General features: G+C 71.5%; 12 protein-coding genes. 8 read left to right on the top strand and 4 right to left on the bottom strand.

Translation table 11 applies throughout. From position 1 onward, the window contains the following. Positions 1 to 100: 100 nt before the first annotated feature. The 8 genes from rapZ (at position 101) to AB0O91_RS04645 (ending at position 7,352) form a co-directional block, all read left to right on the top strand. Complete coding sequence (gene rapZ / locus AB0O91_RS04610; protein ID WP_363427807.1) at positions 101 to 985, top strand: RNase adapter RapZ; 885 nt, start codon at positions 101 to 103, stop codon at positions 983 to 985. 178 nt (positions 986 to 1,163) lie between these two features. Beyond that, entirely contained in the window at positions 1,164 to 2,135 is a 972-nt protein-coding gene (gene yvcK, locus AB0O91_RS04615) for a uridine diphosphate-N-acetylglucosamine-binding protein YvcK (RefSeq protein WP_363428195.1), read from the top strand. Further along, positions 2,126 to 3,106, top strand: a complete 981-nt coding sequence (whiA, locus tag AB0O91_RS04620; protein ID WP_030288283.1) for a DNA-binding protein WhiA — start codon at positions 2,126 to 2,128, stop codon at positions 3,104 to 3,106. Before yvcK ends, whiA begins: the two co-directional genes overlap by 10 nt. A gap of 278 nt (positions 3,107 to 3,384) precedes the next feature. Beyond that, complete coding sequence (gap, locus tag AB0O91_RS04625) at positions 3,385 to 4,392, top strand: type I glyceraldehyde-3-phosphate dehydrogenase (RefSeq protein WP_363427809.1); 1,008 nt, start codon at positions 3,385 to 3,387, stop codon at positions 4,390 to 4,392. Positions 4,393 to 4,543: 151 nt separating this feature from the next. Then, entirely contained in the window at positions 4,544 to 5,746 is a 1,203-nt protein-coding gene (locus AB0O91_RS04630; protein ID WP_363427811.1) for a phosphoglycerate kinase, read from the top strand. A 4-nt stretch (positions 5,747 to 5,750) separates the two neighbouring features. Then, positions 5,751 to 6,536, top strand: a complete 786-nt coding sequence (tpiA, locus tag AB0O91_RS04635) for a triose-phosphate isomerase (RefSeq protein WP_363427813.1) — start codon at positions 5,751 to 5,753, stop codon at positions 6,534 to 6,536. Positions 6,537 to 6,622: 86 nt separating this feature from the next. Continuing rightward, complete coding sequence (secG, locus tag AB0O91_RS04640; protein ID WP_363427815.1) at positions 6,623 to 6,859, top strand: preprotein translocase subunit SecG; 237 nt, start codon at positions 6,623 to 6,625, stop codon at positions 6,857 to 6,859. 157 nt (positions 6,860 to 7,016) lie between these two features. Then, the gene (locus AB0O91_RS04645; RefSeq protein ID WP_035841977.1) at positions 7,017 to 7,352 is read left to right on the top strand and encodes an RNA polymerase-binding protein RbpA; all 336 of its coding nucleotides are present in this window, start codon (positions 7,017 to 7,019) and stop codon (positions 7,350 to 7,352) included. Between the two features lie 99 nt (positions 7,353 to 7,451). Here the strand turns inward: AB0O91_RS04645 and pgl are convergent, their stop codons facing one another. The 4 genes from pgl to tal form a co-directional block, all read right to left on the bottom strand. After that, a complete protein-coding gene (pgl, locus tag AB0O91_RS04650) occupies positions 7,452 to 8,240 on the bottom strand; it encodes a 6-phosphogluconolactonase (RefSeq protein ID WP_363427817.1) in 789 nt (262 codons plus the stop codon). Beyond that, positions 8,237 to 9,352 (bottom strand): glucose-6-phosphate dehydrogenase assembly protein OpcA, encoded by a 1,116-nt coding sequence (opcA, locus tag AB0O91_RS04655; protein WP_363427819.1) that lies wholly within the window; start codon positions 9,350 to 9,352, stop codon positions 8,237 to 8,239. The genes pgl and opcA overlap by 4 nt, the downstream gene beginning before the upstream one ends. Continuing rightward, positions 9,349 to 10,938, bottom strand: coding sequence for a glucose-6-phosphate dehydrogenase (gene zwf, locus AB0O91_RS04660; protein ID WP_363428197.1), 1,590 nt, complete (start codon positions 10,936 to 10,938; stop codon positions 9,349 to 9,351). Before zwf ends, opcA begins: the two co-directional genes overlap by 4 nt. A 63-nt stretch (positions 10,939 to 11,001) precedes the next feature. Continuing rightward, positions 11,002 to 12,144, bottom strand: coding sequence for a transaldolase (tal, locus tag AB0O91_RS04665; RefSeq protein ID WP_363427821.1), 1,143 nt, complete (start codon positions 12,142 to 12,144; stop codon positions 11,002 to 11,004). Positions 12,145 to 12,188: the final 44 nt, after the last annotated feature.

Consider the following 12,188-nt stretch of genomic DNA (forward strand, 5'->3'; position numbering starts at 1 on the left):
TGTCGGCGCGCCCCGACCCCGCCCGCCTGTCCGGGCCGGGGAAGGGCGGCCGTGCCGTGTGCGTTCTCCCCAGCAGAAAGACCGAGAGCGGGGAACCGAAGTGACCGTGTCAGACGTGGCCGAGAACGCGCCGGAGCTGGTGATCATCTCCGGCATGTCCGGAGCCGGCCGCTCCACCGCCGCGAAGTGCCTGGAGGACCTGGGCTGGTTCGTGGTGGACAACCTGCCGCCGGCCCTGATCCCCACCATGGTCGACCTGGGCGCCCGCTCCCAGGGCAACGTCGCCAGGATCGGCGTGGTCGTGGACGTCCGCGGCCGCCAGTTCTTCGACGACCTGCTCACCTCGCTGGACGAGCTGGAGAAGCGCGGCGTCCGGCTCCAGGTGGTCTTCCTGGACTCCTCCGACGACGCCCTGGTCCGCCGCTTCGAGAGCGTCCGCCGCCCGCACCCGCTGCAGGCCGACGGCCGGATCGTGGACGGCATCGCCCAGGAGCGCGACCTGCTGCGCGACCTGCGCGGCGAGGCCGACCTGGTGATCGACACCTCCAACCTCAACGTGCACCAGCTGCGCGCCAAGCTGGACGCCCAGTTCGCCGACCACGACGAGCCCGAGCTGCGCGCCACCGTGATGTCCTTCGGCTTCAAGTACGGCCTGCCGGTCGACGCCGACCTCGTGGTGGACTGCCGCTTCCTGCCCAACCCGCACTGGGTGCCCGAGCTGCGGGCCCGCACCGGCACCGACGCGGACGTCGCCGACTACGTGTTCCAGCAGCCCGGGGCCAACGAGTTCCTGGACGGTTACGCCCAGCTGCTGCGCATCGTCACCGAGGGGTACCGGCGGGAGGGGAAGCGCTACATGACGCTTGCCGTAGGCTGCACCGGTGGCAAGCACCGTAGCGTCGCCATGTCCGAGCGTCTGACCAAGCGTCTCATCGCCGACGGAGTCGAGACGGTGCTCGTCCACCGTGACATGGGTCGGGAGTAACCGCCGCCTTCCCTGCCGGGCCGCCGGCGGAGCCGGTGGCGGGGCCGAGAACGCGAGGTGATGTGTGGCGGGATACGTGCCCGGTCGGCAGCCGCAGAGCAGGACCGGTGAACGGGCGGGCAGTCCGTCGCCGAGCCGTCCGCGCAGCAGTCCCGCCCGGGCCAATCCGGCCCCGAGGATCACCGCGCTCGGCGGCGGGCAGGGCCTGTCCGCCTCGCTGTCCGCGCTGCGCCGGCTCACCAGCGACCTCACCGCGGTGGTCACCGTCGCCGACGACGGCGGCTCCAGCGGGCGGCTGCGCGAGGAACTGGGCGTCCTGCCGCCCGGGGACCTGCGCAAGGCGCTGGCCGCACTCTGCGGGGACGACGACTGGGGCCGCACCTGGTCCGAGGTGATCCAGCAGCGCTTCACCGGCAACGGCGAGCTGGGCGGCCACGCGGTCGGCAACCTGCTGATCGTCGCGCTCTGGGAGAAGCTGGGCGACCCGGTGACGGCGCTGGACTGGGTCGGCCGGCTGCTGAACGTCCAGGGCCGGGTGCTGCCGATGTCGGCGGTGCCGCTGGACATCGAGGCGGTCGTGCGCGGCCACGACCCGGCCCGCCCGGCCGAGGTCGCGGCCGTCCGCGGCCAGGCCAGCGTGGCGGCCACCCCCGGCACCGTGCAGTCGATCCGGCTGCTGCCGGACGGCCCGCCGGCCGTCCCGGAGGCGGTCACGGCCGTGCGGGAGGCGGACTGGGTGGTGCTCGGCCCGGGCTCCTGGTTCACCAGCGTGCTGCCGCACCTGCTGGTGCCCGAGCTGGCCAAGGCGCTGACGGAGACCCGCGCCCGCCGGCTGCTGACCCTGAACCTGGCCCCCCAGCCCGGCGAGACCGAGGGCTTCACCCCGCAGCGTCACCTGGAGGTCATCGCCGACCACGCCCCCGACCTCGCGGTGGATGCGATCCTGGTGGACGAGCGTGCCGTCACGGGCGGCGCTTTCGGCCAGGCGGACCTGGCCGGTCTGGAGAAGGCCGCCGAACGGATGGGTGCCGCTCTGGTGCTCGGCACGGTGGCCCGTACCGACGGCACCCCGCGACACGACCCCGAGCTGTTGGCGGCCGCGTACGACCGGATTTTCCGGACACATGGAAGGATCGGGCCATGGCGATGACTCCAGCGGTGAAGGACGAGATCAGCCGGCTCCCGGTCACCCGGGCCTGCTGTCGCAAGGCGGAGGTGTCGGCGATCCTGCGGTTCGCGGGCGGACTGCACATCGTGAGCGGCCGCATCGTGATCGAGGCGGAGCTGGACACCGGGGCGGCGGCACGGCGGCTGCGCAAGGACCTGCTGGAGATCTTCGGGCACTCCTCCGACCTGGTCGTGATGGCGCCCGGCGGGCTGCGGCGCGGCAGCCGCTTCGTCGTCCGGGTGGTCAAGGACGGCGAGCTGCTGGCCCGCCAGACCGGCCTGGTGGACGGCCGCGGCCGCCCGATCCGGGGGCTGCCCCCGGCGGTGGTCTCCGGGGCCACCTGTGACGCCGAGGCGGCCTGGCGCGGGGCCTTCCTGGCGCACGGCTCGCTCACCGAACCGGGTCGCTCCTCCTCGCTGGAGATCACCTGCCCCGGCTCCGAGGCGGCGCTGGCGCTGGTCGGCGCGGCCCGCCGGCTCGGCATCCCGGCCAAGGCCCGCGAGGTGCGCGGGGTGGACCGGGTGGTCATCCGCGACGGTGACGCGATCGGCGCGCTGCTGACCCGGCTGGGGGCGCACGAGTCGGTGCTCGCCTGGGAGGAGCGCCGGATGCGGCGCGAGGTGCGGGCCACCGCCAACCGGCTCGCCAACTTCGACGACGCCAACCTGCGCCGCTCGGCCCGGGCCGCGGTGGCGGCCGGGGCCCGGGTGGCCCGCGCGCTGGAGATCCTCGGCGAGGAGGTGCCCGAGCACCTGGCCGCGGCCGGCCAGCTGCGGATGCAGCACAAGCAGGCCTCGCTGGAGGAGCTGGGCGCGCTCGCCGACCCGCCGCTGACCAAGGACGCGGTGGCCGGCCGGATCCGCCGGCTGCTGGCGATGGCCGACAAGCGGGCGGCGGAGCTGGGCCTGCCGAGCACCGAGGCCAACCTGACCGACGAGATGGCGCTCAACTGATCGACTCCGAGCAGCGGCCGGTGTCCGGATTCCGGGGCACCGGCCGTCGGCGTTCCGGGGCGGGGGCGAAAGGCGAAATTGGTCAAGACCACTTGACCAGGACCAACGGCCCGGGCGGGCAAGGCCGGAGGGCCCGGAAGTGCGCCACGCCAGGTCTTGCCAGGTGGCGCGATGTGCCCTCCCAGGGTCGGGAGAGGTAGGGTCGTAGGCGGTCGGGGACTTCCCAAATCTCATCCCCGTCGGCTCAGCGCCGGCGTACCTAACGAGGAGATCGGTTCGTGACGATCCGGGTAGGCATCAACGGCTTCGGCCGCATCGGCCGCAACTTCTTCCGCGCCGTCAAGGCCCAGGGTGCGGACATCGAGATCGTCGGTGTCAACGACCTCACCGACACGAAGACCCTGGCTCACCTGCTCAAGTACGACACCACCCTGGGTACCTTCCCGGGCGAGGTCTCGCACACCGAGGACAGCATCACCGTCGACGGCCACACCTTCAAGGTGACCGCCGAGCGTGACCCGGCCAACCTGCCGTGGGCCGCCCTGGGCGCCGACATCGTCGTCGAGTCCACCGGCATCTTCACCAAGGCCGAGGCCGCGAAGAAGCACCTCGCCGCCGGTGCCAAGAAGGTCATCATCTCGGCCCCCGCGACCGACGAGGACATCACCGTCGTCCTGGGTGTCAACGACGAGAAGTACGACGCCGCCGCGCACCACATCATCTCCAACGCCTCCTGCACCACCAACTGCGTGGCGCCGATGGCGAAGGTGCTGAACGAGAGCTTCGGCATCGTCAAGGGTCTGATGACCACCGTCCACGCGTTCACCAACGACCAGGTCACCCTGGACTTCCCGCACAAGGACCTGCGCCGTGCTCGTGCGGCGAGCCAGAACATCATCCCGACCTCGACCGGTGCCGCCAAGGCGACCGCCCTGGTCCTGCCGGAGCTGAAGGGCAAGCTGGACGGCACCTCGCTGCGCGTCCCGGTCCCGACCGGCTCCATCACCGACCTGGTCGTCACCCTGGAGCGCGAGGTCACCAAGGACGAGGTCAACGCGGCCTTCCAGAAGGCCGCGCAGGAGGGCCCGCTCAAGGGCATCCTGGCCTACACCGAGGACCCGATCGTCTCCTCGGACATCGTGAACGACCCGCACTCGTGCATCTTCGACTCGCAGCTCACCATGGTCCAGGGCAACCAGGTCAAGGTGCTCGGCTGGTACGACAACGAGTGGGGCTACTCGAACCGCGTCGTCGACCTGGTCGCCATCGTCGGTGGCCAGCTCTGACGCAGTGGGAGCTGACGTGATGTAGGGGCGAGGGCCCGGACGGCGCAACGTGCCGACCGGGCCCTCGCTCTGCGTGCAAGGACTTCTCAGGCGGCCCCTGCGCCGTGCCGCCTCTGCGCATCAACCATCTCCCCAGGAGACCGAAGAACCCGTGAAGACCATCGAAGACCTGGACGTCGCCGGCAAGCGCGTCTTCGTACGCGCCGACCTGAACGTCCCGCTGGACGGCACCACGATCACCGACGACGGCCGGATCCGCGCCGTCGCGCCGACCATCGCCAAGCTCGTCGAGCGCGGCGCCAGGGTCGTCGTCGCCTCCCACCTCGGCCGCCCCAAGGGCGAGCCGGACCCGAAGTTCTCGCTCGCGCCGGTCGCCGTCCGCCTCGGCGAGATCCTCGGCCGGGACGTCGCCTTCGCCACCGACACCGTCGGTGACAGCGCCGAGGCCGCCGTCGCCGGGCTGGCCGACGGCGAGGTCGCGCTGCTGGAGAACCTGCGCTTCAACGCCGGCGAGACCAGCAAGGACGACGCCGAGCGCAAGGCCTTCGCCGAGCAGCTGGCCGGCCTGGCCGACCTGTACGTCGGCGACGGCTTCGGCGCGGTGCACCGCAAGCACGCCTCGGTGTACGACCTGCCGGCGCTGCTGCCGCACGCCGCCGGCGACCTGATCGCCACCGAGGTCGGCGTGCTGAAGAAGCTCACCGAGGAGGTCGCCCGGCCGTACGTGGTCGTGCTCGGCGGCGCCAAGGTCTCCGACAAGCTCGGTGTGATCGACAACCTGCTGGAGAAGGCCGACCGGATCCTGATCGGCGGCGGCATGGCGTACACCTTCCTCAAGGCCCAGGGCCACGAGGTCGGCATCTCGCTGCTGCAGGAGGACCAGATCCCGACCGTCCTGGAGTACCTGGACCGGGCGCAGAAGCGGGGCGTCGAGTTCGTCCTGCCCGTGGACGTCCTGGTCTCGGCCGACTTCCCGGACCTCAAGGGCAAGACCCCGGCGACCTTCGAGACCGTCGACGCGGACAAGATCCCGGCCGACCAGGAGGGCCTGGACATCGGCCCGAAGACCCGCGAGCTGTACGCGGCGAAGCTGGCCGACGCGGGCACGGTGTTCTGGAACGGCCCGATGGGCGTCTTCGAGCACCCGGACTACGCGAACGGCACCAAGGCCGTCGCCCAGGCGCTGCTCGACAGCGCCGCGTTCACCGTGGTCGGTGGCGGCGACTCCGCCGCCGCCGTCCGCATCCTGGGCTTCGACGAGACGAAGTTCGGGCACATCTCGACCGGCGGTGGCGCGAGCCTCGAGTACCTGGAGGGCAAGACCCTCCCCGGTCTCGCCGCACTGGAAGGCTGAAAGCATGACTGAGCGTCTCCCGCTGATGGCGGGCAACTGGAAGATGAACCTCAACCACCTCGAGGCCATCCAGCACACCCAGAAGCTGGCCTTCGCGCTGGCCGACAAGGACTACGCGGCCGTCGAGGTCGCCGTCCTGGTCCCGTTCACCGACCTGCGCTCGGTGCAGACCCTGGTCTTCGGCGACAAGCTGAAGATCAAGTACGGCTCGCAGGACATCTCGCAGCACGACGGCGGGGCGTACACCGGTGAGGTCTCCGGCCCGATGCTGGCCAAGCTCCAGTGCACCTACGCGGTGATCGGCCACTCGGAGCGCCGCCAGTACCACGGCGAGAACGAGGAGATCGTCAACGCCAAGGTCAAGGCCGCCTACCGGGCCGGGGTCACCCCGATCCTGTGCATCGGCGAGCCGCTGGAGGTCCGCAAGGCCGGCACCCACGTCGAGCACACCCTGGCCCAGCTGGACGGCGCCCTGGAGGGCGTCCCGGCGGACCAGGCCGAGTCGATCGTGGTCGCGTACGAGCCGGTCTGGGCGATCGGCACCGGCGAGGTGGCCACCCCGGAGGACGCGCAGGAGGTCTGCGCCGCCATCCGGGCCCGGCTCGCCGAGCTGTACTCCGCCGAGCTGGCCGACAAGGTCCGTGTGCTGTACGGCGGTTCGGTCAAGTCGTCGAGCGCGGCCGGTCTGATGGCCAAGCCCGACATCGACGGCGGCCTGATCGGCGGTGCCTCGCTGGACGCCGACGAGTTCGTCAAGATCGTGCGCTACCGTGAGCAGGCAGTAGGCTAACGCCGCCGCAGCAACGTAGGCTTTGGGGCCGGACCGCCGTACGCGGCCCGGCCCCTTCGCGAAGATACGAGAGAGTTGGTCCCGTCGTGGTTCTCGGGTTCTCGATTGCCCTGATCATCTTCAGTGCGCTGATGATCCTGTTGGTGCTGCTGCACAAGGGGAAGGGCGGCGGTCTTTCCGACATGTTCGGCGGTGGCGCGATGTCCACCGGCGGCGGTTCGGCGGTGGCCGAGCGCAACCTCGACCGCATCACCATCGTGGTCGGCCTGGGGTGGTTCGCCTGCATCATGGTGCTGGGCCTGATCCTGAAGTACAAGAGCTGACACAAGCCTGACGCCCCGTCGCCCGAGCGCCTATCCTGGGACGGTCGGGGGCGGAGGCGATGGTGGCGGATGCTTAAGTCCTGCTTACACTAGGACGACTTTCGCCACCGACGCGCACCGCGGCGGGTCGGCGCACCAGCACGCAGGGAGTCAGACCGTGGCAAGTGGCAACGCCATCCGTGGGAGCAGGGTCGGGGCAGGCCCGATGGGGGAGGCGGAGCGCGGTGAGTCCGCTCCGCGCAACAGGATCTCCTTCTGGTGCGCCAACAAGCACGAGACCCGCCCCAGCTTCGCCGCCGAAGCCGTCATCCCGGACACCTGGGACTGCCCGCGCTGCGGTTTCCCGGCCGGACAGGACGAGCACAACCCGCCGGCGCCCTCCCGCAACGAGCCGTACAAGACCCACCTCGCCTACGTCCGGGAGCGGCGCACCGACGCCGACGGCGAGGCGATCCTCGCCGAGGCGCTGGCCAAGCTGCGCGGCGAGATCTGACCGGAGGGCCGTAGGACGTCAGACCTGCGGAAAGGGCGCCACCGTCATCGACGGTGGCGCCCTTCGGTGTTCGTCTCCCGCTGCCGGGCCGGTCGGGCCTCAGGCCGAGGCCGGCGGGTACAGCTGCGGGGGGATCCGCTCCGCGGCGGCGCGGTCCAGCAGCCACAGGGTGCGGCTGCGGCCGTACGCGCCGGAGGCCGGGGCCTGCAGCTCGCCGGGGCCGGACAGGGCCAGTGCGACCGCGCCCGCCTTGTCCTCGCCGGCGGCCAGCAGCCAGACCTCGCGGGCCGCCCGGATCGCCGGGAGGGTGAGCGAGATCCGGGTCGGCGGGGGCTTGGGGGCCCCGCGCACGCCGATCACGGTCAGCTCGGTCTCCCGCACGCCCGGGTGCTCCGGGAAGAGCGAGGCCACGTGGGTGTCCGGGCCGACGCCGAGCAGCAGCACGTCGAAGGCCGGGACGCCGAGCCGGTCGCCCGGCCCGGCGGCCTTGGCCAGCTCCTGTGCGTAGCGGGCCGCGGCGGCCTCCACGTCCGAGCCGTCCACCCCGTCCGAGGCGGGCATCTCGTGCACCCGCGCCGGGTCCAGCGGGACGGTGTCCAGCAGTTCGGCGCGGGCCTGGACGGCGTTGCGGTCCGGGTCGGCGGCGGAGACGAAGCGCTCGTCGCCCCACCAGAGGTCCAGCCGGCCCCAGTCGACCGCGTCGCGCGCCGGGGAGGCGGCGATCGCGGCCAGCAGGGCGTTGCCGTTGCGGCCGCCGGTGAGCACCACCGAGGCGGTGCCGCGGGCCGCCTGGGCGTCCACGATCCGGGTGATCAGCCGGGCCGCGGCCGCCTGGGCCATCAGCTCCTTGTCCCGGTGGACGACCAGCTGCGGGGTCGCGGCGGTCATGCGCTGCCCTTGGCGGCGCGCTTGCCCGAGGCCTTCTTCGCGGTGGACTTCTCCGCGTTCTCGGTGGTCACCCGGGCCGGGTTGGCCACCGCGGCGTCGGCGGCCGCGGCCGCGGCCTCGCCCACCGAGGCGGCCGCCGCCGGTCCGGCCGCGGCCTGCTCGGCGGCGCCCCGGTCGGCCTCGACCGGTTCGCGCAGCCGGTCGACGGGCGTGCGCACGGCCGTCGAGTAGATGTCGTCCGGGTCCAGTCGGCGCAGTTCCTCGGCGATCAGCTCCGAGGTCTCGCGCCGCTTGAGCGCCACCTGGCGGTCCGGCGAGCCGGGCATGCAGAGCGTGCCCATCAGGCCGTCCGGGCGGTCCAGGGTGATGTCCCCGTCCTTGGTGCGCAGGTGCACCGCGGTGATGCCGGGGCCGCCGGTGACGACCCGCTCGACCGGCACGTTCAGCCGGTTGAGCAGCCACAGGCCGAGCAGCTCGACGCTGGGGTTGTAGGACTCGCCCTCGACCATCACCGAGGTGATGGCGGACGGCCGCTGGTCCAGCGCGGCGGCCAGCATCGAGCGCCAGCCGGTGATCCGGGTCCAGGCCAGGTCGGTGTCGCCCGGGGTGTAGCTCTGGGCCCGCTGGGCGAGCTGGCCGACCGGGGACTCGGCGGTGACGGCGTCGGTGATCCGGCGCTGGGCGAGCGCGCCCAGCGGGTCCTGCGCCGGGTGCTGCGGCGCGTTGTCCGGCCACCAGACCACGGTCGGGGCGTCCGGCAGCAGCAGCGGCAGGACCACCGACTGGGCGTGCGAGGCGAGTTCGCCGTGCATGCGCAGGATGACCGTTTCTCCGGAGCCGGCGTCCGAGCCGACCAGGATCTCGGCGTCCAGCCGGGTCTCGGCGCGGGCCCGGGGCGAGCGCCCGGCGCGCTTGATCACCGCGAGGGTGCGCATCGGGTGCTCGTGGGAGGCCTCGTTGGCGGCCTTGAGGGCGTCGTAGGCGCTGCCCTCGTCGGTCACGATCACCAGGGTGAGCACCATGCCGGCGGCGGTGGAGCCGCTGGCCCGGCGCGCCTCCATCAGCGCGGCGTTGATCTTGCTGGACGTCGTGTTGGTGAGGTCGATCTTCATGGCCGGCGCCAGCTCCTGCCGTCTCGTGCGAGCATCTCGTCCGCCTCGGCCGGGCCCCAGGTGCCCGCCGCGTACTGGGCGGGCTTGCCGTGGGCGTCCCAGTACTTCTCGATCGGGTCGAGGATCTGCCAGGAGAGCTCGACCTCCTGGTGGCGCGGGAACAGGTTGGCGTCGCCGAGCAGCACGTCGAGGATGAGCCGCTCGTACGCCTCCGGGCTGGACTCGGTGAAGGACTCGCCGTAGGCGAAGTCCATCGTGACGTCCCGGACCTCGAAGGAGGTGCCCGGCACCTTGGAGCCGAACCGCACCGTCACGCCCTCGTCCGGCTGGACCCGGATGACCAGGGCGTTCTGCCCCAGCTCCTCGGTCGCGTAGGAGTCGAACGGCAGGTACGGGGCGCGCTGGAAGACCACCGCGATCTCGGTCACCCGGCGGCCCAGGCGCTTGCCGGTGCGCAGGTAGAACGGGACGCCCGCCCAGCGGCGGTTGTTGATCTCCAGCTTGATGGCCGCGTAGGTGTCGGTCTTGGAGTCCGGGTCGATGCCGTCCTCGTCCAGGTAGCCGACCACCTCCTCGCCGCCCTGCCAGCCGGCCGCGTACTGGCCGCGCACGGTGTGCCGGCCGAGGTCGGCCGGGAGCTTGACGGCGCTGAGCACCTTGAGCTTCTCGGCCACCAGCGCCTTGGGGTGGAAGGACGCCGGCTCCTCGATGGCGGTGAGCGCCATCAGCTGGAGCAGGTGGTTCTGGATGACGTCACGGGCGGAGCCGATGCCGTCGTAGTAGCCGGCCCGGCCGCCGATGCCGATGTCCTCGGCCATGGTGATCTGCACGTGGTCGACGTACGACCGGTTCCAGATCGGCTCGAACATCTGGTTGGCGAAGCGCAGCGCCAGGATGTTCTGGACCGTCTCCTTGCCCAGGTAGTGGTCGATCCGGAAGACCTCGTCCCGGGGGAAGACCTCGTGGACGACCTTGTTGAGCTCCTGGGCGCTCTCCAGGTCGTGGCCGAAGGGCTTCTCGATGACGGCGCGGCGCCAGGAAGTCCTGCTGGGCCCCTCCTGCCCGTTGGCGGGCGAGGAGGGCGGGTCGGCCAGGCCGTGCTTCTTGAGCTGCTGGACGACGGTCGGGAAGAACTTCGGCGGGACGGACAGGTAGAAGGCGAAGTTGCCGCCGGTGCCCTGGGCCTTGTCCAGTTCCTCGATGGTCTCGCGCAGCTTGTCGAAGGCCTCGTCGTCGTCGAAGGTGCCGTGCACGAAGCGCATGCCCTTGGCGAGCTGCTGCCAGACCTCCTCCCGGAACGGGGTGCGGGCGTGGTCCCGGACGGCGTCGTGGACCTCCTTGGCGAAGTCCTCGTCGTCCCACTCGCGGCGGGCGAAGCCGACCAGCGAGAAGCCCGGCGGCAGCAGACCGCGGTTGGCCAGGTCGTAGATGGCCGGCATCAGCTTCTTGCGGGACAGGTCGCCGGTGACCCCGAAGATGACCAGGCCGGACGGCCCCGCGATGCGCGGGAGCCGCCGGTCGGAAGGGTCACGAAGCGGGTTGACGGGGGTGGGCGGGAGATCGTCCGCGTCCGAATCCGATGTCAACTCAGGGAAATCAGTGCTCACTTGGTGTGCTCCGCTTTCGTGCGCTGGCTGTGTGAGCGGGGGTCACTTCTCGCCGGCGAAGGTGGCCAGCGAGGCGGTGACGGTGTCGAGCAGCTCCTGCCAGGACTGCTCGAACTTCTGGACGCCCTCGTCCTCCAGCACCTGGACCACGTCGTCGTAGTCCACGCTGGCGGCCGCGATGGCCTCGAGGACGGCCTTGGCGTCGGCGTAGTTGGGGACGATGGTGTTGCCGGTGATCACGCCGTGGTCGCCGGTGGCGTCCAGGGTGGCCTCGGGCATGGTGTTGACGGTGCCGGGGGCGACCAGCTCGGTGACGTACAGGGTGTCCGGCAGGGCCGGGTCCTTGACGCCGGTGGAGGCCCACAGCGGGCGCTGCGGCTTGGCGCCGGCGGCCTCCAGGGCACGCCAGCGGGCGCTGCCGGCGGTCTTGCCGTCGACCGAGCCGAAGACCTCCTCGTACGCCTGGTAGGCGAGGCGGGCGTTGGCCAGGGCGGCCTTGGAGCGCAGGTTCCGGGCGTCGCCGCCGATCTTGTCCAGGCGCTTGTCGATCTCGGTGTCCACGCGGGACACGAAGAAGGAGGCGACCGACTCGATCTGGGAGAGGTCCAGGCCCTTGGCCTTGGCGGTCTCCAGACCGGTCAGGTAGGCGTCGATGACGGCCTTGTAGCGCTCCAGCGAGAAGATCAGCGTGACGTTGACGCTGATGCCCAGGCCGATGACCTCGGCGATGGCGGGCAGGCCGGCCTTGGTGGCGGGGATCTTGATCAGGACGTTCGGGCGGTCGACCAGCCACCACAGCTGCTTGGCCTCGGCCACGGTGGGGGCGGTCTCGTGCGCCAGGCGCGGGTCGACCTCGATGGAGACCCGGCCGTCGCGGCCGTTGGAGGCGTCGTAGACCGGGCGCAGCACGTCCGCCGCGTCGCGCACGTCCGAGGTGGTGATCATGCGGATCGCCTCGTCGGTGGTGACCTTGCGGACGGCCAGGTCGCGCAGCTGGCTGTCGTAGGAGGTGTCGCCGCTGCCGGCGATCGCCTTCTGGAAGATGGTCGGGTTGGTGGTCACGCCCACCACGTGCTTGTTCTGCACCAGCTCGGCCAGGTTGCCGGAGTTCAGCCGCGTCCGGCTGAGGTCGTCCAGCCAGATCGCAACGCCTTCGTCGCTGAGGCGCTTCAGTGCGTCAGTCATGGTGCTCAGTCCCTTTTTCTTCTGCTTCGTGGGGTAGTCAGAGG

The organism is Kitasatospora sp. NPDC089797 (genome assembly GCF_040684795.1).
Lineage (GTDB): Bacteria > Actinomycetota > Actinomycetes > Streptomycetales > Streptomycetaceae > Kitasatospora.

Coding starts and splice junctions, on each gene's coding strand:
- pgl (WP_363427817.1), bottom strand. CDS start 8,240: ATGACCGCCGCGACCCCGCAGCTGGTCGTCCACCGGGACAAGGAGCTG.
- tpiA (WP_363427813.1), top strand. CDS start 5,751: ATGACTGAGCGTCTCCCGCTGATGGCGGGCAACTGGAAGATGAACCTC.
- opcA (WP_363427819.1), bottom strand. CDS start 9,352: ATGAAGATCGACCTCACCAACACGACGTCCAGCAAGATCAACGCCGCG.
- tal (WP_363427821.1), bottom strand. CDS start 12,144: ATGACTGACGCACTGAAGCGCCTCAGCGACGAAGGCGTTGCGATCTGG.
- whiA (WP_030288283.1), top strand. CDS start 2,126: ATGGCGATGACTCCAGCGGTGAAGGACGAGATCAGCCGGCTCCCGGTC.